17 protein-coding genes are annotated in these 20,938 nt (G+C 65.3%); 10 read left to right on the top strand and 7 right to left on the bottom strand.

Features of this window, described 5'->3' with window-relative positions; translation table 11 throughout:
- Window positions 1–11: 11 nt before the first annotated feature.
- The 6 genes from AC1PLU_RS07445 to creB all read right to left on the bottom strand — a co-directional run bounded on the left by AC1PLU_RS07445 (window position 12) and on the right by creB (window position 6,329).
- Window positions 12–896, bottom strand: a complete 885-nt coding sequence (locus AC1PLU_RS07445) for a carbon-nitrogen hydrolase family protein (protein WP_481095340.1) — start codon at window positions 894–896, stop codon at window positions 12–14.
- 58 nt (window positions 897–954) lie between these two features.
- Window positions 955–1,557, bottom strand: coding sequence for a GNAT family N-acetyltransferase (locus tag AC1PLU_RS07440; protein ID WP_481095339.1), 603 nt, complete (start codon window positions 1,555–1,557; stop codon window positions 955–957).
- Between the two features lie 43 nt (window positions 1,558–1,600).
- Complete coding sequence (locus AC1PLU_RS07435) at window positions 1,601–2,023, bottom strand: hypothetical protein (RefSeq protein WP_481108088.1); 423 nt, start codon at window positions 2,021–2,023, stop codon at window positions 1,601–1,603.
- Window positions 2,024–2,030: 7 nt separating this feature from the next.
- Complete coding sequence (gene creD / locus AC1PLU_RS07430; protein ID WP_481095337.1) at window positions 2,031–3,350, bottom strand: cell envelope integrity protein CreD; 1,320 nt, start codon at window positions 3,348–3,350, stop codon at window positions 2,031–2,033.
- 777 nt (window positions 3,351–4,127) lie between these two features.
- A complete protein-coding gene (gene creC / locus AC1PLU_RS07425) occupies window positions 4,128–5,576 on the bottom strand; it encodes a two-component system sensor histidine kinase CreC (protein ID WP_481108087.1) in 1,449 nt (482 codons plus the stop codon).
- Window positions 5,577–5,624: 48 nt separating this feature from the next.
- Window positions 5,625–6,329, bottom strand: a complete 705-nt coding sequence (gene creB / locus AC1PLU_RS07420; protein WP_181110756.1) for a two-component system response regulator CreB — start codon at window positions 6,327–6,329, stop codon at window positions 5,625–5,627.
- Window positions 6,330–6,363: 34 nt separating this feature from the next.
- Between creB and AC1PLU_RS07415 the strand changes: the two genes are divergently transcribed.
- From AC1PLU_RS07415 to mfd, 3 genes are all read left to right on the top strand, one after another.
- Entirely contained in the window at window positions 6,364–7,272 is a 909-nt protein-coding gene (locus AC1PLU_RS07415; RefSeq protein ID WP_043889774.1) for a 23S rRNA (adenine(2030)-N(6))-methyltransferase RlmJ, read from the top strand.
- A gap of 192 nt (window positions 7,273–7,464) precedes the next feature.
- Complete coding sequence (locus AC1PLU_RS07410) at window positions 7,465–8,007, top strand: GNAT family N-acetyltransferase (RefSeq protein WP_006450344.1); 543 nt, start codon at window positions 7,465–7,467, stop codon at window positions 8,005–8,007.
- 555 nt (window positions 8,008–8,562) lie between these two features.
- The gene (mfd, locus tag AC1PLU_RS07405) at window positions 8,563–12,033 is read left to right on the top strand and encodes a transcription-repair coupling factor (RefSeq protein WP_481095335.1); all 3,471 of its coding nucleotides are present in this window, start codon (window positions 8,563–8,565) and stop codon (window positions 12,031–12,033) included.
- Between the two features lie 172 nt (window positions 12,034–12,205).
- On the opposite strand, the gene AC1PLU_RS07400 is transcribed toward mfd, so the two are convergent.
- Window positions 12,206–12,502 carry a hypothetical protein gene (locus AC1PLU_RS07400; protein ID WP_481095334.1) on the bottom strand — a complete coding sequence of 99 codons (297 nt, stop codon included), beginning with the start codon at window positions 12,500–12,502 and terminating at the stop codon, window positions 12,206–12,208.
- A 39-nt stretch (window positions 12,503–12,541) separates the two neighbouring features.
- Between AC1PLU_RS07400 and AC1PLU_RS07395 the strand changes: the two genes are divergently transcribed.
- The 7 genes from AC1PLU_RS07395 to AC1PLU_RS07365 all read left to right on the top strand — a co-directional run bounded on the left by AC1PLU_RS07395 (window position 12,542) and on the right by AC1PLU_RS07365 (window position 20,917).
- Window positions 12,542–12,871: an STAS domain-containing protein gene (locus AC1PLU_RS07395; RefSeq protein ID WP_006451387.1), complete on the top strand. Its 330-nt coding sequence runs from the start codon at window positions 12,542–12,544 to the stop codon at window positions 12,869–12,871.
- Window positions 12,872–12,889: 18 nt separating this feature from the next.
- A complete protein-coding gene (locus AC1PLU_RS07390; protein WP_481108086.1) occupies window positions 12,890–14,905 on the top strand; it encodes a chemotaxis protein CheA in 2,016 nt (671 codons plus the stop codon).
- A gap of 68 nt (window positions 14,906–14,973) precedes the next feature.
- Window positions 14,974–17,130 (top strand): methyl-accepting chemotaxis protein, encoded by a 2,157-nt coding sequence (locus AC1PLU_RS07385; RefSeq protein ID WP_481108085.1) that lies wholly within the window; start codon window positions 14,974–14,976, stop codon window positions 17,128–17,130.
- A gap of 10 nt (window positions 17,131–17,140) precedes the next feature.
- Entirely contained in the window at window positions 17,141–17,659 is a 519-nt protein-coding gene (locus AC1PLU_RS07380; protein WP_481108084.1) for a chemotaxis protein CheW, read from the top strand.
- A gap of 28 nt (window positions 17,660–17,687) precedes the next feature.
- On the top strand, window positions 17,688–18,971 hold the full coding sequence (locus AC1PLU_RS07375; protein WP_176341458.1) for an EAL domain-containing response regulator: 1,284 nt from the start codon (window positions 17,688–17,690) through the stop codon (window positions 18,969–18,971).
- 3 nt (window positions 18,972–18,974) lie between these two features.
- A complete protein-coding gene (locus AC1PLU_RS07370) occupies window positions 18,975–19,781 on the top strand; it encodes a CheR family methyltransferase (RefSeq protein WP_481095330.1) in 807 nt (268 codons plus the stop codon).
- The gene (locus tag AC1PLU_RS07365; protein ID WP_481108083.1) at window positions 19,778–20,917 is read left to right on the top strand and encodes a protein-glutamate methylesterase/protein-glutamine glutaminase; all 1,140 of its coding nucleotides are present in this window, start codon (window positions 19,778–19,780) and stop codon (window positions 20,915–20,917) included. Before AC1PLU_RS07370 ends, AC1PLU_RS07365 begins: the two co-directional genes overlap by 4 nt.
- The last annotated feature ends 21 nt before the right edge of the window (window positions 20,918–20,938 follow it).

Genomic DNA, 20,938 nt, shown 5'->3' with positions numbered 1-20,938 from the left:
TGGGTGATAGGTCAGTCGAACGCGGCCAGCTTGGCACGCGCTACGTGAGCGGCCAACTGCCCGTGCCAATCGCGGTCGTTGGCAACCTGCGCGTGTGCGCGGCTGGCTTCGAAGGCGTCGAAGTCCAGCTCCGCATAGGCCCACACCGTATCGCCGTGCGTTTGTGCCAGCACGCCATCGGCCGGGAAGCCGACATCCATCGGCGCGAACACCGCCGCCTCGCCGGTATTGATGTCCAGTGCCGGGCTCCACGGCGCCTCGCCGGCGGTGACCGATTGCGCCACGAACACACGATTTTCCAGCGCGCGCGCCAGGCAGCCGATGCGCACCCGCATCGCCCCGGCGGCGGTGTCGGTGCAACTGGGCACGATCAACAGCCGCGCACCTGCTTCGTACTGCGCACGCACCGGCAGCGGAAATTCGCTGTCGTAGCAGATGGCAATGGCTGCGCGCACGCCATCCAGCTCGAACACCTTCAGCGCATCGCCGGGATCGATCAGCCCGGTGGCCTTTTCGAAGCCGGTGAGCTGCAGTTTGTCCTGCCAGCCATGCAGGCCGTCGGGCGTGAACCAGTCGCTGCGATTGCGGTAGCGGCCCTGGCCCAAATCCAGCAGAAAGCTGCCGGCAATCAGATGTACCTGATGCTGGCGCGCCAATCCGGAAAACAGCTCCAGCCACGGCGCACGCAGCACCTGGATCGCCGCCAGCGACTCCGGCAAACCGGCAGAAACCTGCGTGCCGAAGGTTGCGCCCAACTCCAGCGCCAGATATTCCGGCAGTACCAGCACACGTGCGCCGGCAGCGGCGGCCTCACTCACCAACTCGGATTGACGCGCGGCGAACGCAGCGAAATCGGCGGGTTTGCCGATCGGATATTTGGCGACGGCGATTTTCATCTGGTGGCCTTGTTGCGATTGATCGGAAGGTACGACGTGGCGAGGCGCTCGTTGGCAATCATGACGACACCGCACGCGTCCATACGCTCAAACTGTGGTCGATCTCGCCATGTTGCAACTCTGCCCACGCCAGCTGCACGCGCATGCCCGGTTGCGGTACATAGCCACGCTTGCGCCAGAACACATCGTTGGGGCGGTAGTCGGCCGGCTTGCGCGGATCGTCGAGTGCGCGCTCCACAGAGCAAAACGCAGTGAGCGCGAATCGGCCCAAAGTGCGTGCATGTGCTTCACGTCGGTCGAAAAATGCGTGACCGATCCCCTGCCCGCGATACGCCGGCAGCAACACCGACTCGCCAAAATAGAACACGCTGGCGGGGTCGATGCCGGCCACGCGAAATGGCACGTGGAAGGCCTCGCTGTCGTCGAGCAACGGCAAACCGGTAGAGGCACCGATCACCGCATCGCCATCGCGTGCCAGCACGAACACGCTGTCTGGCGAGGCCGCATACGCAGCCAGATAACCGCGTTCGTAATCGGCATCGCCCTCGTACAGATACGGCCATGCGCGGAACACCGCGATGCGCAGCTGCGCTACCGCATCCAGATGCGGCAACACGTCCGTGCCGCGCACCGTTTCGACGATCAGGGAGGAACCAGTCATACCTGCATGGTAAGCGAGCCTGACCCGCCTGCCACATCGCGCCTCACCGCAGCCAACGGCCGTTGCCCGGACCCGCCGCATCGGGTTGCTGCCATAGCAGCCACACCGCCGCTTCTTCGGCGGCCAGCAGCACCCCGAGCAGTGCATCGGTACTGCGAGTCCAATAGCTGCCGTTGTTCAACCGCTGCCATGGCCCGTAGCTGCGCGTCGGCGCCGTGCCAGGCGGCGCCTTGTGCTGCTGCGCCGCCTGCAAAAAACCGGCTCCGCCCGTGCGCAGCGCCTGTGCGGTGGCTGCATGCAGACGCAGGCCGACCACCCCGCCACGTCCCTCACGGCCGAGCGGCAACGCCGACAACGGCGAACATTCCCAGCGTTGCAGTGGCGCTGCGGGAAGCAGCGCCACCGTGTCGATCCCGGCGGGCAGCAAACGCTGCGCCCGCCGGTGTACCTGTGCGTGAGCGAGCATGCCGGCCTCAGCGCAGGCTGTTGCCAAGCTCGTACCAATCGAGCTTGCGGGTGACCCACATGATGCTGGCCAGGATACCGAACAGCAGCAACGATCCCATCAGCAGCGCGTTGTCTTCGGAGACCAGCAGGCTGTAGAGCACTCCATACAATGCGGTGAGCATCACCGAAAACCCCGCCGCGCGCGCCCAGCTGCGCAATACCCCAGACAGATAGAAGAACTGCAGACCGATACACGCCGCGGCAGACACCAGATACGCCTGCCAGAACGCGATGTGCTCGGAAAGGCTCAGCAGTAACAGGAAGAAGATTGCCAACGCCAGACCGACCAGCAGGTATTGCAGCGGGTGAATCGGTAAGCGCTTGATCAACTCGAACAACACGAACGCCACAAACGTCAGCACCACGAACAGGATGCCGTACTTGCTGGCGCGGTCGGCCTGGGTATACACGTCCACCGGGTCGACCAGGCGCACTTCCAGCGTATCCAGCGACGATTGGCTGGACTGCAACTGGGTCTGCGCACCGGTGGCCAGCGACGACAGCGACCAGCTGGCATCGAAGCCCTTCGGCCCGATGCTCGGCGCGTTCGGCAGGAAGCGGCCGCCGAAGGACGGGTGTTGCCAGCTGGAGCGCAAGGCGATCTCGTTATTGTCGGCGATCGGTGCGATGGCAAGCCGGCGCGTGCCGTCCAGCACGAACTGCATATCCACCACGTTGCCGTCCTGCACGCGGCCGGCGACCGGGTCGGCCAGCAGGCTCAGTTGGGCATGGATCCCTGCCGAGCGATCGGCCAATGCGCCTGCGCCGCTTTCCAGTGCCAGCGTGCGTCCATCCACCTGCAGGCGCGGTGTGCCCACCAGCCCGCGCACATCGGAAATGCCCACCGCCAGGTGTGGCTGGCCATACACGCGGGTCGGCGCGGCGACGTAGTCAAACGGTGCGTACTCGGCATGCAGGGTCGCTTTCCAGGAATACACCTGCACCCGATACAGGCCCACTTCGCGCACCGAGGGCACCATCTCGCCGCTGAGTTTCAGGCTGCGCGGCGTCTGCAGCAGCGCGCCTTCGCGTTTGCGCCACACCTTGCGCTGGTTGCCCTGCTCGTCCGGCTCGGTGACCTGCACGTCCTCGGTATACGGCAGCACCCGCACCGGCGCGATGAACTGCTGCTCGCCGGCCTTGCTCTGCGCCACCCGCTCCACCGCCTCGTCGCGGTAGCGGGCGCGGTCCTGCACGGCGCCGCGGATCAACAGCAACGGAATCAGCAGCAGCAGGATCAGCCCGCCGATGGTGGCGAACCGCAACAACAGTTTCAGGGATTTCATCGGCCATCCTCATTCTGGGAGGTGGCCAGGGTGCGATGCGCGGGTGTGGAGGGTTTGAGGCGAATTTGAAGCGAATGTGAAGTGGGCAATCAGCCGGCGAATCGTCGTGTCTTGCTGCAATTAGAGGGGCTAACAAAAACTGGCAAGCGCTCGCCTGGGTCGAGGGCGCGGTGCCCTCACCGCTCGCGGGACACGCCGTGAATCCATCCCTGGAGGCTCGGTGGCGGCATCCATGCCGCCACACGGTCCCGCAATCGGCGAGGACACCGCACCAGACAGGTTGCTGATTGCTTTATTGAGAACAGGACACGGCGCCAGCCAGTTTGCTGGGTGCTTTGTTGAAAGCCATGCACACCGACCATCTCGACTGGTCCTTGCCTGCCCACCGTCGCGGGACCTTACGCGGCATGGATGCCGCGTAAGAGCCTACACGGACGTACTTGCAGCGTGTCCCGCGATGGTGGGCGGGCAAGGCCCTGCAGCATCGAGGGCGCGGTGCCCTCACCGCTCGCGGGACACGCCGTAAACCCATCCCTGGGGGCTCGGTGGCGGCATCCATGCCGCCACACGGTCCCGCAAGCGGTGAGGACACCGCACCAGAAAAGTTAGTCGGCTGCTTTGTTGAAAACATGCACACCGACCATCTCCACTGGTCCTTGCCCGCCCACCGTCGCGGGACCTTACGCGGCATGGATGCCGCGTAAGAGCCTACACGGACGTACTTGCGGCGTGTCCCGCGACGGTGGGCGGGCAAGGGCCCTGCAGCCAGGCCGCAGATCAGCCAGCTGGCAGCCGCAACGTCGCCACCGCGCCGCCGCCCTCGCGATTGCCCAGCGCTACTTCGCCGCCATGCAGGCGCGCAACTTCCCGCACGAACGGCAAGCCGAGCCCGGAACTGCGTTGCCCGGTCTGCGGGCGGGCCAGCGAATAGAAACGCTCGAACACCCGCTCCAGCGCGTAATCCGGCACTCCGCTGCCGCGGTCTTGCACCGACACCTGCAATTTTTCAGCGTGCACCTGCGTGCGCAAGTGCACGGTGCTGCCTTCCGGCGAAAACGCGATGGCGTTTTCCAGCAGATTGATCAGCGCCTGGCGCAGCAGAAACCCGTCGCCGAGCACGTAGTGCTCGTGCGCTGCATCAGATGCGATATCGATCTCCACCCGCACGCCGGCCGCTGTCGCGCGTGGCAGAACCGCATCCACTGCTGCCTGCAGCAAGCCAGCCACCGCGATGCGCTCGCGCTTTTGCAACCAACCGTGCTGCTCCACCTCGGCCAGTGCCAGCAGCTTGTCGATGGTCTCGGTCAGGCGCAGCTCCTGCGCACGGATGCTGGCCACAAAATGCTGGCGGTCGGTTTCCGGCAATGGCTCGCTCAACAACTCGGAAGCACCGCGGATCGCTGCCAGCGGGCTCTTCATTTCGTGCGTCAGCGACTGCACGTACTGCTCCACGTAGGCCTTGCCTTCCAGCTTGCGCCGCATGCTTTCCAGCGCCTGGCCAAGGTCGCCGATTTCATCGCCGCGCGGTTCCGGCGGCGGCACCGGCACGCCCGCACTCACCGCCTGCGCGTAACGATTGAGCCGGCCGATGCCGCGCATCAGCCACCATGTCATCAAGATCCCGATCAATGCGGAAATACCGATCAACCAGGCCCCGCGCTGCAAAATATTGCGCTGGCTGGCTTCGATAAACGGGTCGATGCTGCGATTGGGCTGGGCCAGCGTCAGCACGCCGATCAATTTGCCTGGATCGTTGGGTGCATAGATCGGTGCGGCCACATGCATCACCGTGGCGGTCGGGTCGCCATCGACCTCGGGGCTGGAACGCGCGCCGTATTCGCCGCGCAAGGTGCGATAGACATCGTTCCAGCGCGAGTTGTCGCGGCCCACGTCGCGGCCCAGCGAATCGAATACCACCACGCCGCGCGCATCGGTCACGGTGACGCGATACGCCACATCGTTCTTGCGGAACCGCCATACCCAGGCTTTGGGATCGCGCCGCTGCGCCTGCGCCACGTTGCGCGCAAAGCTGCCGGTGGCGATGGTGCCGCCGGCCAATTCGCCGCTGGCCATTTCCGCCAGCACATTGGCCGCATCCACCAGCGTGGATTCCATCGCCTGGCGCACACCCGGTTTGACCTCGTTGACGAACACCCGCATCACGAAGAACGCGGCCAGCCCGACGATCAGAAAGAAGCCCAGGAACAGCTTGAGACCGAGCCGCATGTCAGACCCCGGCCTGGAGAACAACGCGACGCCTGCACGCGGCCATGCCTACAGCTCCAGCGCGTAGCCAAGGCCACGGTGGGTGCGGATCGGGTCGGCCGGCACGCCGGCCTGGCGCAGCTTGCCGCGCAGCGTCTTGATATGGGTATCGACGGTGCGGTCGGCACTGTCGGCGCTGGCATCCCAGCCGCGGTCCATCAGCTGCGCGCGGCTGAGGATCGCGCCGGGGCGCTGCAACAATGCCGACAGCAGCGCGTACTCATAGCGGGTCAGCGGCAGCAGCGCCTCGCCGTAGCGGATGCGGCTGCCCTCGCGATCGATCGCAAACGCGCCATGCGGCTGCCAGCCCGCCTCCGCGACTGCGGCCACATTGCGGCGACGCAGCCGCGCGCGCACCCGCGCCACCAGCTCGCGCGGGGAGAACGGCTTGGCCATGTAGTCGTCGGCACCCAGTTCGAACCCGAGTACGCGGTCGATCTCGTCGTTGCGCGCGGTCAGGAAGATCACCGGCACGTCGCTGAAACTGCGCAGCGTGCGGCACACCTCGAAGCCGTTGATGTCCGGCAGGCCCACGTCCAGCACCACCACATCGGCCGGGTCGGCGCGCAGCCGCGCCAACGCATCGCGACCCAGCAGGCAATGCTCGGGCGCATAGCCTTCGCTGCGCAGCGCGTACAGCACGGTATCGGCAATGGCGGCTTCGTCTTCGACGACGAGCACGCGGGCGGGGGACTCGGACATGGCGCGCAGCATAGCCGCATGCTGGCGCGGCCCGTACACTGCCGCGATGAACTATCGCCACGCCTTCCATGCCGGCAACCATGCCGACGTGCTCAAGCACATCGCCTTGCTGGCGCTGATCGACACCCTCAAGCGCAAGGACACGCCGTTCTTCGTGCTCGATACCCACGCCGGGCGCGGGCGCTACCAGCTCGGTGGCGAAGAAAGCCGCAAGACCAACGAGGCCGATGCCGGGGTGATGCGGCTGATGGCCGAGTCGACCCTGCCCGAGGTGGTCGAACGCTATCTGCGCGCGGTGCAGGCCGACAACCAGACCGTCGCCCGCCCGTCCACACCCGGCCAGAAGCCGGCGCGGCCCACCGCTGGCATCCAGATCAACCACTACCCCGGCTCGCCGTTGCTGGCCGCACAAGCGTTGCGCGAGCAGGACCGCATGGCGTTCTGCGAGTTACAGCCGGAAGAGGCCGAGGCGCTCAAGCGCCTGTTCGCCAAGGACAGCCGCGTGCGCGTGCATGCCGGCGATGGCTATGAGGCGATTCGCGCCTTCGTGCCGCCGCGCGCCGGCGAGACCAAAATCGGCCGCGGGCTGGTGCTGATCGACCCGCCGTACGAGTCGCAGGAGGCCGAGTACCCGCAGGTCATCCACAGCGTGCGCGAAACCCTGGCGCGCTGGCCGCAGGCGATGTGCATGGTGTGGTACCCGATCAAGCTGCGCCGCAGCCTGCAGCCGTTCATGCGCAAGGCCGCCACGCTGCCGGCCAAGTCGGTGCTGGTGGCCGAGCTGCAGGTGCGCCCGGACGACTCGCCGCTGCGCCTGACCGGCAGCGGGCTGCTGATCGTCAACGCGCCGTGGCAGTTCGACCAGGTGCTGGCGCCTGCGCTGCCGGTGCTGAAGAAGCACCTCGGCGAGGCCGGTGCCTCGACGCGGCTGGAATGGCTGCGCCAGGACGCCTGAGTCATCGGGGCCGGGCGCCATACGCGCCGGCAACCGCAGCTGCATACTCACGACTGGATCACGGTATCGCTCGGTACAGTGATGTGGGAAGCACTGCCACCCTCCAAACGGCCCCCAGCGGCGCACCGGATTCATTCACGGTTGTGCGCTGGGCTGGTGCCAGAATCTTCCGATCTTCAAGGAACACCGGTCATGGCCATTCGCAATCGCATGCCTCCCTGGCATGAAAACTTCAGTCTGCCCAATGGCCGCACCCTTCTGCTCCGACCGATCCGTCCTGAGGACGGTCCGCCGCTGCAGGGGGCTTTCAGCTTGTTGGGACCGGAGGAAATCCGCGAGCGCTTCGTGCGCTCCTCCGCCGAAATCACGCCGGAGATGGTGCAGCGCCTGACCCATCCCAATCCCAAGAGCGAGATCGTGCTGGTCGCCGCCGAGCAGTTGCCGCCGGGCGAGGCGCTGGTTGGCGCAGTCGCGCGCGCAGCGCTGGTGCCGGGCACCCGCCAGGCCGAGTACACCATTCTGGTCAGCAGCTTCGTCGCCGGCCAGGGTCTGGGGCGGCAGCTGATGCGCAAGCTGGTCAAGTGGGCGCGGCGCAAGTATCTGGACTGCCTGTTCGGCGATGTGCTGCAAAGCAACGTGCCGATGCTGCAGTTGGCCGAGTCGCTGGGCTTCAAGCCGCAGCCGCATCCGGATTCGCCGGAGCTGGTGCGCATGGTGTTGGAGCTGGATGCCTGATTCGCCGGGATTCGGGATTCGGGATTCCGCTCAGAGCGGCTGATCTGTTACTTGGTTGCAGGGCCCTTGCCCGCCCACCATCGCGGGACACGCCGCAAGTACGTCCATGTAGGCTCTTACGCGGCATCCATGCCGCGTAAGGTCCCGCGATGGTGGGCGGGCAAGGACCAGTGGAGACGGTCGGTGTGCAGGGTGCAAGCAATGCATGACCTGCGTTGATTGGATAACGGCGCGTCCGCTCAGCTTCACAAAACAAGCCAAGCAACGGACAGGCTTTTAATGAAACAACCGACTGACTGCCTGGTGCGGTGTCCTCACCGATTGCGGGACCATGTGGCGGCATGGATGCCGCCACTGAGCCTCCACGGACGGATTCACGGCGTGTCCCGCAAGCGGTGAGGACACCGCGCCCTCGACTAACTGGGGTTTGCCTGGTACCAGCAAATCGTTACGTACCACTAGACCCTGCGGCGCCCATGTAAGCAAGCGGCCCAACGCCCGCTTTCACACCGGATGGACCGGTCGCAGCGGGCGCTCTGGTAAAATTGCCGGCTGATGCCGTCGCCAACCACCTTCCCCTCTCCGCCGCTGCCCAAGTCCGGCCAGCTTCGTGCCTATTGGCGCGCCCCGTCTTCGCCGACTGCGCTGGCCTGGTCGATCGCGCGCGCCGCCGAGGCGCATGCCGGCCCGCTGCTGGTGATCGCACGCGATAACCAGAGCGCGCACCAGATCGAATCGGATCTGCATGCCCTGCTTGGCGAGCACGCCAGCTTGTCGGTGGTTCCGTTTCCCGATTGGGAGACCCTGCCCTACGACCAGTTCAGTCCGCACCCGGAAATCATTAGCCAGCGTTTGGCTGCGCTGCACCGTCTGCCCACACTGACCCGTGGTGTGGTGATCGTGCCGGTGCAGACACTGATGCAGCAGCTGGCGCCGCTGAGCTACATCGTCGGCGGCAGCTTCGATCTGAAGGTCGGGCAGCGGCTGGATCTGGATGCGGAAAAACGCCGCCTGGAAAGCGCCGGCTACCGCAACGTGCCGCAGGTGATGGACCCGGGCGATTTTGCGGTGCGCGGCGGCTTGCTGGACGTGTTTCCGATGGGCGAAGCCACGCCGTTGCGCGTGGAGCTGCTGGACGAGGATATCGACTCGATCCGCGCCTTCGACCCGGAATCGCAGCGCTCGCTGGACAAGGTCGATGCCGTCAAATTGCTGCCCGGCCGCGAAGTGCCGATGGACGATGCCAGCATCGAACGCGTGCTGGCCTGCCTGCGCGAACGTTTCGATGTGGATACCCGGCGCAGCGCGCTGTATCAGGATCTGAAATCGGGTCTGGCGCCGTCGGGCGTCGAGTATTACCTGCCGATGTTCTTCAGCAAGACCGCCACCTTGTTCGATTATCTGGACAAGCGCACGCTGCCGTTGATCGCCACCGGCGTGTCCAACGCGGCCGACACGTTCTGGGCGCAGGCGCAGGACCGCTACGAACAGCGCCGCCACGATGTGGAGCGCCCGCTGCTGACGCCGGACGAGCTGTATCAATCGCCGGATGCATTGCGCGAGCGGCTCAACAAGCTGGCCCGCATCGAAGTCTGGGCCAGCGACCATCCGCGTATCGACGAGGCCGTCGCCCTTGGCGACCAACCGTTGCCGCCGCTGCCGGTGGCGGCAAAAGACGCACCTGCAGGTCAGGCGCTGGCCTCGTTCCTGAGCCACTACCCGGGCCGCGTGCTGGTGGCATCGGATTCGGCCGGTCGCCGCGAAGCATTGATGGAAGTGCTGGCGGCGGCGCAATTGAAGCCGGAGGTGGTGGCCGACCTGCCCGCCTTCCTGGCCGTGCCCAAGCTGCGCTTCGGTATTACCGTGGCGCCGCTGGAAGACGGCTTTGCGCTGGACAACCCGCAGATTGCGGTGCTGACCGAGCGCCAGCTGTTTCCCGAGCGGGCCAACCAGCCGCGTCGCACGCGACGTGTGGGCCGCGAGCCGGAAGCGATCATCCGCGATCTGGGCGAGCTGTCCGAAGGCGCGCCGATCGTGCACGAAGACCACGGTGTGGGCCGCTACCGCGGGCTGATCGTGCTCGATGCCGGCGGCATGCCCGGTGAGTTCCTGGAAATCGAATACGCCAAGGGCGACCGGCTGTATGTGCCGGTGGCGCAACTGCATCTGATCAGCCGTTATTCCGGTGCCTCGGCCGAGACCGCGCCGCTGCATTCGCTGGGCGGCGAGCAATGGACCAAGGCCAAGCGCAAGGCGGCCGAAAAGGTGCGCGACGTGGCGGCCGAGTTGCTGGAAATCCAGGCCCGCCGACGTGCACGTGCCGGTCTGGCCTTGCAGGTGGACCGCGCGATGTACGAGCCGTTCGCGGCCGGCTTTCCCTTTGAAGAAACCCCCGATCAGTTGGCCGCCATCGATGCCACGTTGCGCGATCTGGGCAGCAGCCAGCCGATGGACCGCGTGGTCTGCGGCGATGTGGGCTTCGGCAAGACCGAGGTGGCCGTGCGCGCCGCATTCGCCGCCGCCAGCGCCGGCAAGCAGGTTGCCGTCTTGGTGCCGACCACGTTGCTGGCCGAGCAGCATTACCGCAATTTCCGCGACCGCTTCGCCGATTACCCGATGAAGGTGGAAGTGCTCTCGCGCTTCAAGAGCACCAAGGAAATCAAGGCCGAGCTGGAGAAGGTCGCCAGCGGCGATATCGACGTCATCATCGGCACCCATCGTTTGCTGCAGCCGGATGTGAAGTTCAAGGATCTGGGCCTGGTCGTCGTCGACGAAGAACAGCGCTTCGGCGTGCGGCAGAAGGAAGCGCTCAAGGCGATGCGCGCCAACGTGCATCTGCTCACGCTCACTGCCACGCCGATTCCGCGCACGCTCAACATGGCCATGGCCGGTTTGCGCGATCTGTCGATCATCGCCACCCCGCCGCCGAACCGGCTGGCGGTGCAGACCTTCATCACTGCCTGGGACAACGCGTTGTTGCGCGAGGCATTTCAGCGCGAGCTCAGCCGCGGCGGGCAGCTGTATTTCCTGCACAACGATGTGGAAAGCATCGTGCGCATGCAGCGCGACTTGTCCGAACTGGTACCGGAGGCGCGCATCGGCATCGCGCACGGGCAGATGCCCGAGCGCGAGCTGGAACGGGTGATGCTGGATTTCCAGAAGCAGCGCTTCAATGTGTTGCTGTCGACCACGATCATCGAATCGGGCATCGACATTCCCAACGCCAACACCATCATCATCAACCGCGCCGATCGCTTCGGCCTGGCCCAGTTGCATCAGTTGCGCGGCCGCGTCGGTCGTTCGCATCACCGCGCTTACGCGTATCTGGTGGTGCCGGACCGTCGCTCGATCACCGCCGATGCCGAGAAGCGTCTGGAAGCGATCGCCTCGATGGACGAGCTCGGCGCCGGCTTCACGTTGGCCACGCACGATCTGGAAATCCGCGGCGCCGGCGAGCTGCTGGGCGAGGACCAGAGCGGGCAGATGGCCGAGGTCGGCTTCAGCCTGTACACCGAGTTGCTGGAACGCGCAGTGCGCAGCATTCGCCAGGGCAACCTGCCCGATCTGGATGCCGGCGACGAAGTGCGCGGTGCCGAGGTCGAGCTGCATGTGGCCTCGTTGATTCCCGCAGATTATCTGCCCGATGTGCACACCCGGCTGACGCTGTACAAGCGCATCTCCAGTGCGCGCAACAGCGATGCCCTGCGCGAGTTGCAGGTGGAGATGATCGACCGCTTCGGCCTGCTGCCGGATCCGGTCAAGCATCTGTTCGCCATTGCCGAGCTCAAGCTGCAGGCCAACGCGCTGGGTGTGCGCAAGCTGGATCTGGGCGAAAACGGCGGCCGTCTGGTATTCGAGGCCAAGCCGTCGATCGACCCGGTCGCGGTGATCCAGATGATCCAGAAGCAGCCCAAGATCTACACCATGGACGGCCCGGACAAGCTGCGCATCAAGCTGCCGCTGCCGGAAGGTGCGGATCGTTTCAATGCGGCACGTGGCTTGTTGACGATGCTGGCGCCGAGATAAAAGGCCTGCTTCATCGGTTGCGTTTGCTTGGCGCACCGATCTCGACAATAGACGACGCAAGGACGCGTCGATCACGTTGCAATCGCTGCGCAAAGATCATCGAACTCGATGCGGCATTTTCACTAAAACCCATCGCACTCTGCGATACCGCCCCACGACACGTGTGGCCTTTCTAATGCGCATTTTCTGCAGTGACACTGCAGAACACCCATCCCGCATGCATTAAAGAATTCGACCGAAATGCGGCTATCTGTCCTGCAGGACTGTCCGGGACATTCGACTCCCGAGCCTGCTTGCGACAAACCTGAGCAATTAATGCCCAGGCAGTGATGGATTTCTCAAATCCGTCACCGCGCTGAATTTTGCCTAAATATTCCTGCCGCGCGCCGATACCTGCATAGACCGGCATGTCCCCGTGTGCAGAGCTGCCCACGCAAGCCCACGCCGGAGCGACCTTCTTCCGCGTCATGGCGCGCATCCGTGCGCCATCGCATCGCTTGAGGCATCAATGAACACGCCACTGTCCGCTCTACCCGCGCCGCTGACACTCGCCCTGGAAGGCGAGATGACGATCCGTCGCGCTGCAGAACTCAAGCCGCTCTTGCAGCCGGCATTGCTGCACCCGGGTGGATTGCATCTGGACCTCGCTGCGGTCAGCGAGATCGACACCACCGGCCTGCAGTTGCTGCTGGCCACCAAGCAGGCGATCCAGGCCGATGGGCGGCCGTTTTCGCTCACCGATTCCAGCCGTGCGGTGGTCGATGTGATCGAACTGCTCGGCCTGCTCGAAGCGCTGTACCCGCATGCGGTCGCGTGCCTCGGCGAACGCATTCACTAACGGACAGGTAACACGCGCATGGACATGAACCAGCTGATGCAGACCTTTCTGGCCGAGAGCCGGGATCTGCTCGAAGACATGGAACGCCATCTGCTCGAAGCCGAGCGTGGCGAGTCTTCGCCCGATGCGGTCAACGCGATCTTTCGCGCGGCGCATACCATCAAGGGCTCGGGCGGGTTGTTCGATCTGCCGCAGCTGGTCGGCTTCACCCATGTGCTAGAAAGCGTGCTGGATCTGGTGCGCGAGGAAGCACTGACGCTGAGTTCGGAACTGATCGCGCTGCTGCTGGTGTGCTGCGACCACATCCACGCCTTGGTGGAAACCGCGGCCGATCCAAGCCACGCCGACGCGGCCGCATTGGCGACCGAGGCCGAGCCGTTGCTCGCGCAGTTGCAGACCTATCTGCAAGGCAGCGTGTGCGGCGTCACTGAGGCAGCCATCCAGCTCGGCACACCTGAAAAACAAAGTGGTTACTGGCGTATTTCGTTGACGCTGTTTGCCGATGCACTGCGCTTCGGCAACTCGCCGCTCAAGCTGATTCGCAATCTGCGCGGCCTGGGTTCGGTCGAATCGGTCAGCACCGATTACAGCCAATTGCCGAGCTTCGAAGCGCTCGATCCGGAAGCCAACTATCTCGGTTTCCAGATCCTGTTGCGCAGCGATGCCGACCGCGCCGCGATCGAAGAAGTGTTCGAGTTCGTGCGCGAGGATTGCGATCTGGAGATCACCTCGGTGCCGGCACCGACCGAGGCGGCCGCCCTTCTCGTCATCGAGCCTGCAGCGCTTGCACCCGTCGCCAGCACGCTCGCTGCGGTTCCGAATTCAACCTCGGCTGCAACGCCGGCCCGCGCCCCCCAGGAAGGTGCTTCACGCAACGCCGAGGCGCGCTCGATCCGTGTGGACGCCGACAAACTCGATCGCATGATCGATCTGGTCGGCGAACTCATCATCGCGGTGGCCGGCACCAACGCCAACGCGCAGCGCACCGGCGACGCCCAGTTGCTGGAATCGGCCTCGATCCTGGCCGGCCTGGTGGAAGACGTACGCGAGAGCGCCCTGCAACTGCGCATGGTCAAGATCGGCGGCACCTTCGGCCGCTTCCAGCGCGTGGTGCACGACGTGGCACGCGAACTCGGCAAGGACATCGCGCTGGTGGTGGCCGGCGAAGACACCGAGCTGGACAAGTCGGTGGTGGAAAAGATCGGCGACCCGCTCACCCATCTGGTGCGCAATGCGATGGACCACGGCATCGAACCGGCCGACGTGCGCGTGGCCCACGGCAAGCCCGCACGCGGCACCGTGGGCCTCAACGCCTATCACGACTCCGGCAGCATCGTTATCCAGATCACCGACGACGGCGGCGGCTTGAACCGCGACAGCATCCTGGCCAAGGCGCTGGAACGCGGCCTGATCGAGGCCGGCCGCCAGCTCAGCGACCGCGACGTGTTCGCGATGATCTTCGAGCCGGGCTTTTCCACTGCCGAAAAGGTCACCAACCTGTCCGGGCGCGGCGTCGGCATGGACGTGGTCAAGCGCAACATCACCGCGCTGCGCGGCACTGTGGAGATCGACAGCACCGCCGGCGTGGGCACCACCATTTCGGTGCGGCTGCCGCTGACGCTGGCCATCATCAACGGCTTCCAGGTCGGTGTCGGCAAATCGGTGTTCGTGGTGCCGCTGGATGTGGTGGAGGAATGCGTGGAGTTCACGCCCGACTACGCCAGCGACTACATCGATCTGCGCGGCAGCGTGCTGCCGTATGTGCGCCTGCGTGAACTATTCGCGCTCGGCGGCAAGACCCCTGCACGCGAAAGCATCGTGGTGATCCGCCAGGGCGCGCAGCGCTTCGGCCTGGTCGTGGACACGCTGCTGGGCGAATGGCAAACCGTGATCAAGCCGTTGTCCAAGGTCTTCGCACAGGTCAAAGGCATCAGTGGCTCCAGCATCCTGGGCAGCGGCGATGTCGCGCTGATTCTGGATGTGCCCAGCCTGCTCCAGCAATTGCATCCCAACCAGGACGCCCTGGCGGCCTGAGCGTTTACACCATCACTCCCCACATCACCGCGTTATTCGTTGTTCCCTGACCCCAGGAAGCTGCCGCCATGTCACACCGTCTCCCGATCGCAACCCAGTTGTGGTTTACCGCCGCCCTCGCCCTTGTTCTGCCCGTCGTCGTGGTCGTGGCCGGCTTTGCGCTGACGCTGTCGCACGGCGCCCTGCTCGCCGCCAGCGTGGTGGCCGCCCTCGTCAGCGGCGCGTTGCTGGCCTGGTCGATCCGCATCGCCAACGACTCGCTGAGTATCGCCACCACCACGCTGGACGCATTCGCGCGCGGCAACTTCGATGTGGCCATGCCGCAGGTGCGCGATGAGCAGGCTTGTGAGGTCTTGCGCGCGCTGCGCAAGGTGCAAAGCAGCATTCGCCATGTCAACGACGAGATCAACCGCGTCTCGCAGGAACACGACGCCGGCGAGATCGATGTCCGCATCGACGTGGCACGCTTCGATGGCGACTTCCGCACGATGGGCGAAGGCATCAACCGCATGGTCGCCAACCACATCGCGGTGAAGAAACAGGCCATGGCCTGCGTGGCCGAGTTCGGGCGCGGCAACTTCTCCGCCGAGCTGGAGCGCCTGCCGGGCAAGAAGGCCTTCATCAACGAGATCGTCGACCAGATCCGCGGCAACCTCACCGGCATGGTCGCCGAGGTCAACCGCATGGCGAGCGAGCACGATGCCGGCGACATCGATGTGGTCATCGACACGCAACGCTTCACCGGCGATTTCCGCCGCATGGCCGAAGGCATCAATGCGATGGTGGCCAGCCACATCGCAGTCAAGAAGCAGGCCATCGCCTGCGTGGCCGAGTTCGGCCGCGGCAACTTCACCGCGCAGCTGCCGCTGCTGCCGGGCAAGAAGCGCTTCATCAACGACACCCTGGAACAGGTGCGCGGCAGCCTCACCGGCTTGATCCGCGAGATCAACCACATGTCGGCCGAACACGAAGCCGGCGATATCGATGTGGTCATCGACAGCAGCGGTTTCGACGGCGACTTCCGCAGCATGGCCACCGGCATCAATCAGATGGTGGGTGCGCATATCGCGGTGAAGAAACTGGCGATGGGCGTGGTGGCCGAATTCGGTCGCGGCAACTTCGACGCACCGCTGGCGCAGCTGCCGGGCAAGAAGGCCTTCATCAACGACACCGTGGAGCGTGCGCGCGGCAACCTGCGCAGCATCTCCGAAGTCATCCAGGTGATGGGCGCGATGGCCGAGGGCGATCTCACCCACACCGTGGAAGGCCGCTACGAAGGCGCGTTCGCCGACATGCAGCGCTACGTCAACACCACCATGAGCCGGCTGACCGAGATCGTCGATGAGGTCAACCGCAACGCCGAGAATCTGGCCAGCGCTTCCGAACAGGTCAGCGCCACTGCGCAGGCGCTTGCACAGGCCGCCAGCGAGCAAGCGGCCGGGGTGGAAGAAACCAGCGCCTCGCTGGAACAGATGACCGCCTCCATCGCACAGAACACCGAGAACGCGCGCGTCACCGACAGCATGGCCGCCAAGGCCGCCAGCGAAGCCGCAGACGGCGGCGACACTGTGCGCGCCACGGTGGTGGCGATGAAGGACATCGCCAAGAAGATCGGCATCATCGACGATATCGCCTACCAGACCAATCTGCTGGCGCTCAACGCCGCCATCGAGGCCGCGCGTGCCGGCGAACACGGCAAGGGCTTTGCAGTGGTCGCGGCAGAAGTGCGCAAGCTGGCCGAGCGCAGCCAGATCGCCGCGCAGGAGATCGGCGAGGTGGCCGGTTCCAGCGTGGAGCTGGCCGAAAGCGCCGGCCGCGTACTCGGCGAGATGGTGCCCTCGATCCGCCGCACCTCCGATCTGGTGCAGGAAATCGCCGCCGCCTCCGAAGAACAGACCGCCGGCGTCAGCCAGATCAACACCGCGGTCGGCCAGTTGAACCAGACCACGCAGTCGGCTGCGGCCAATGCCGAAGAACTGGCGGCAACCTCGGAGGAAATGAGCGCGCAGGCCGAGCAGCTGCAGCAACTGATGGGCTTCTTCCGGCTCGGCAATGGCGGCCGTACCGTGGCTTCAGGCAGCAGCAAGCCGGGCCCGCGCCGGATCGCGCCGCACAGCAACAGCACCGCGCTCAGCGCGCCACCGCGGCGCACCAACGTGCGCCAGATCAGCGCAGTGGCTGCCACCGCCGATGCGATCGACGAATCGCAGTTCGCCAGCTTCTGAGGAACCGACGATGCAATCGCACAGCGCAGCCCACACCACCAGTGCGCCGTCCTCGGCGGCACCACAGCAATACCTGACCTTTCTGCTGGGCACGGAGATGTTCGGTCTGGGCATTCTCGGCATCAAGGAAATCATCGAGTACCGCGCGCCCACCGACGTGCCGATGATGCCGCCGGCCCTGCGCGGGGTGATCAACCTGCGTGGCGCGGTGGTGCCGGTGGTGGATCTGCAGCAACGCTTCGGCCGCAGCGCCAGCGCAATCACCAAGCGCAGCTGCATCGTGATCGTGGAGATCGCCCATGGCGGTACGCACCAAGTGCTCGGCCTGCTGGTGGATGCGGTCAGCGAAGTACTGGACATCGCGCCCGACGACATCGCCGGCGCACCCAGCTTCGGCGCCGGCATCGCCCGCGATTTCATCCAGGCCATGGCCAAGATCGGCGAGCGCTTCGTGATCCTGCTCGATGCCGATGCCGTGCTGAGCAACGACACCCTCGCCCAGCTTCCTGTCGCCGAGCTGGCGGCCTGACATGCTCCGCATGCACGCAAGGACTCCCATGCGCCCCACCCTTCTCTCCTGCAGCTGCGCGCTGGACGGCCCGGTGTTGGTCGTCGACGACAGCGTGGTCCAGCGCGAACATGCGATGGCGCTGTGCCGCCAACTCGGCGCCGTTGCGGTCGACGGCGCGGTGGATGGCCACGCTGCGCTGGCCTGGTTGAGCAGCGCCATCGCGCCATCGCTGCTGCTGATCGATCTGGAAATGCCCGGCATGGATGGCGTGCAGTTGCTCGACGCACTGGCGCGCGGCAAGTACAGCGTGCCGGTGATCGTGGTGTCGCAACGCGGTGGCGCCTTGATCGATGCGGTGATGCAGCTCAGCCGCAGCGCCGGCGTACGCGTGCTCGGCGGTATCGAAAAACCGATGCATCTGCAGGATCTGGCCACTGTGCTGGAGTGCGAACCCGAGCCCGCGGCTGGCGCAGCGGCGTTTGCACCGGCGGCGATGTCGCCGCTGATGTCCAGCGGTGGCGCGGCCGCGTCGCGCCTGGACCGTGCGATGCGCCGCGGCGAAATTCGTGTGGCCTACCAACCCAAACTCGATCTCAAGGATGGCCGGCTGCGCGGTGTGGAAGCGCTCGCGCGCTGGCGCCGCCCGCAAGGCGACATGATCGGGCCGGACCGCTTCATTCCGCTGGCCGAACGCGAAGGCTTGATCCATGCATTGACCCAGCAGGTGATCGACAAGGCGATTGCGCAATTGGTGGACTGGCGTGCAGAAGGATTCCAGCTGACGCTGGCATTGAACCTGTCGCCCAACCTGCTCAGCGAGCAGGATTTTCTCGAACAGCTGTGCGCCAAGCTGAGCGACAACGGCCTGAGCCCGGCCGATCTGGTGCTGGAACTCACCGAAAGCGCCATCGTGGAGCCGGCCAATGCCTTGAGCATGCTGGCACGACTGCGTCTGCATGGCTTCGGTCTGTCGATCGACGATTACGGCACCGGTTTCTCCTCGCTGCAGCGCCTGGCCAGTATTCCGTTCACCGAACTCAAACTGGATCGCAGCTTCGTGCATGCCGCGCATCGCAGCCGCAGCCAGCGCACCGTGCTCGAATCCACATTGGAACTGGCGCACCGGCTTGAACTCACCGCCGTGGCCGAAGGCGTGGAAACACCCGAGGACTGGCGCCTGCTGCGCGAGCTCGGCTGCGATCTGGCGCAAGGCTATCTGATGGGCTCGCCGATGCCCGGGCCGATGCTGTCGGAATGGTGGCGCGAACACGCCGTGCGCATCGCGCGCCTGAGCGACAGCGCGCTGGCCAGCGATGCGGATGTCGCCTGAGCCATGAGCACCGCCACCGCCATCACCGAACAGGAATTCGGCCGCTTCCAGCGCTTCATCTTCGAAGCGGCTGGCATCAGCATTTCCTCCGGCAAAAAAGCCATGTTGTGCGGCCGCCTGGGCAAGCGCCTGCGCGAACATCAGTTCAGCAACTACACGCAGTACCTGCAGTTGCTGGAAAGCCGGCAGGACCGCGCCGAGATCCAGACCGCGATCGACCTGCTGACCACCAACGAAACCTATTTTTTTCGCGAGCCCAAGCACTTCGAGCTGCTGCGCAAGCTGGCCGGCGACCATCGTGGCGGTCTGCCGTTCCGGTGCTGGAGCGCAGCCAGCTCCAGCGGCGAAGAGGCCTACAGCATGGCGATGGTGCTGGACGACACCTTGCAAGGCCGCCCGTTCGAGGTGGTCGGCAGCGACATCAGCACCCGCGTGCTGGCCAAGGCACGCACCGGGCATTACGCCTTGCAACGCATCGACGGCATTCCGCAGCCCTATCTCAAACGCTATTGTCTGCGTGGCCAGGGCGAATACGACGGCACCTTGCTGGTGGAACGCCGGCTGCGCGATCGGGTGAAGTTCGTGCACGCCAACCTCAATACCGCGTTGCCGGCGCTGGGCAGCTTCGATGCGATCTTCCTGCGCAACGTCATGATCTATTTCAATGGCCAGACCAAGCGCGAGGTGATCCTGCGCGTGCTGTCCAATCTCAAATCGGGCGGGCATTTCTGCATCGGCCATTCGGAAAGCCTGAGCGAACTCGACATCGATCTGGTCCAGGTGGCACCCTCGATTTTCCGCAAGGCTTGAGCCAAGGATCGCCCGTGTCGACAGCCTTCAACCGCCCCGCCGCCAGCCCGGCTGCCAACACCAAGACCATCAAGGCCATGGTCGTCGACGACTCGGCGGTGGTGCGCCAGGTGCTGGTGAGCGTGCTCAACGACGCGACCGACATCGAGGTCATCTCGACTGCGGCCGACCCGCTGCTGGCGATCGAGAAGATGCGCAAGCAATGGCCGGACGTGATCGTGCTGGATGTGGAAATGCCGCGCATGGACGGCATCACCTTCCTGCGCAAGATCATGAGCGAGCGGCCCACCCCGGTGGTGATCTGCTCCACGCTCACCGAAAAAGGCGCGCGCGTCACGATGGATGCGCTGGCCGCCGGCGCGGTGGCGGTGGTGACCAAGCCGCGACTGGGGCTCAAGCAATTCCTCACCGATTCGGCCGACGAACTGGTCAACACCGTGCGCAGCGCCGCACGCGCCAACGTCAAGCGGCTGGCCGCGCGTGTCACTGCGGCGCCGCTGGAAGCGGAGGTCAAACACACCGCCGATGTGATTCTGCCGGCGCAGAGCGGGCGCGCGCTGGCGCAGACCACCGAGCGCATCGTCGCCATCGGCACCTCCACCGGCGGCACCCAAGCGCTGGAAGAAGTGCTGACCGCGTTGCCGCGTGTCTGCCCCGGCATCGTGATCGTGCAGCACATGCCGGAAAAATTCACCGCCGCCTTTGCTGCACGCCTGAATGGTTTGTGCCAGATCGCAGTGAAAGAGGCCGCCAACAACGATCGGGTAATGCCGGGCCGGGCCTTGATCGCACCCGGCGGCAAGCACCTGCTGCTGCGCCGCAGTGGCGCGCAGTACTTCGTCGAGGTCATGGAAGGCCCGCCGGTCAACCGCCATCGTCCCTCGGTGGATGTGCTGTTTCGCTCGGCCGCACGCGCCGCCGGCAGCAATGCACTGGGCATCATCATGACCGGCATGGGCGACGATGGCGCTGCCGGCCTGCTGGAAATGCGTCAGGCCGGCGCACGCACCGTGGCACAGGACGAACACACCAGCATCGTGTTCGGCATGCCCAAGGAAGCGATCAAGCGCGGCGGCGCCGACCGCATTCTGCCGCTGGGCGCGATGGCGCGCGAGATCGTGACGCAGCTGCAGTAGCGCGCTGCGCGAAGAGCAGTG

It is taken from the genome of Xanthomonas sp. NCPPB 2933 (genome assembly GCF_056725225.1).
Note: the sequence above shows the minus strand (reverse complement) of the source record. Positions and strands in the feature narration are given on the sequence as shown.

Coding starts and splice junctions, on each gene's coding strand:
- AC1PLU_RS07440 (WP_481095339.1), bottom strand. CDS start 1,557: ATGACTGGTTCCTCCCTGATCGTCGAAACGGTGCGCGGCACGGACGTG.
- mfd (WP_481095335.1), top strand. CDS start 8,563: ATGCCGTCGCCAACCACCTTCCCCTCTCCGCCGCTGCCCAAGTCCGGC.
- AC1PLU_RS07435 (WP_481108088.1), bottom strand. CDS start 2,023: ATGCTCGCTCACGCACAGGTACACCGGCGGGCGCAGCGTTTGCTGCCC.
- AC1PLU_RS07385 (WP_481108085.1), top strand. CDS start 14,974: ATGTCACACCGTCTCCCGATCGCAACCCAGTTGTGGTTTACCGCCGCC.
- AC1PLU_RS07445 (WP_481095340.1), bottom strand. CDS start 896: ATGAAAATCGCCGTCGCCAAATATCCGATCGGCAAACCCGCCGATTTC.
- creD (WP_481095337.1), bottom strand. CDS start 3,350: ATGAAATCCCTGAAACTGTTGTTGCGGTTCGCCACCATCGGCGGGCTG.
- AC1PLU_RS07395 (WP_006451387.1), top strand. CDS start 12,542: ATGAACACGCCACTGTCCGCTCTACCCGCGCCGCTGACACTCGCCCTG.
- AC1PLU_RS07410 (WP_006450344.1), top strand. CDS start 7,465: ATGGCCATTCGCAATCGCATGCCTCCCTGGCATGAAAACTTCAGTCTG.
- creB (WP_181110756.1), bottom strand. CDS start 6,329: ATGCTGCGCGCCATGTCCGAGTCCCCCGCCCGCGTGCTCGTCGTCGAA.
- AC1PLU_RS07375 (WP_176341458.1), top strand. CDS start 17,688: ATGCGCCCCACCCTTCTCTCCTGCAGCTGCGCGCTGGACGGCCCGGTG.
- AC1PLU_RS07380 (WP_481108084.1), top strand. CDS start 17,141: ATGCAATCGCACAGCGCAGCCCACACCACCAGTGCGCCGTCCTCGGCG.
- AC1PLU_RS07390 (WP_481108086.1), top strand. CDS start 12,890: ATGGACATGAACCAGCTGATGCAGACCTTTCTGGCCGAGAGCCGGGAT.
- AC1PLU_RS07400 (WP_481095334.1), bottom strand. CDS start 12,502: ATGACGCGGAAGAAGGTCGCTCCGGCGTGGGCTTGCGTGGGCAGCTCT.
- AC1PLU_RS07370 (WP_481095330.1), top strand. CDS start 18,975: ATGAGCACCGCCACCGCCATCACCGAACAGGAATTCGGCCGCTTCCAG.
- AC1PLU_RS07415 (WP_043889774.1), top strand. CDS start 6,364: ATGAACTATCGCCACGCCTTCCATGCCGGCAACCATGCCGACGTGCTC.
- creC (WP_481108087.1), bottom strand. CDS start 5,576: ATGCGGCTCGGTCTCAAGCTGTTCCTGGGCTTCTTTCTGATCGTCGGG.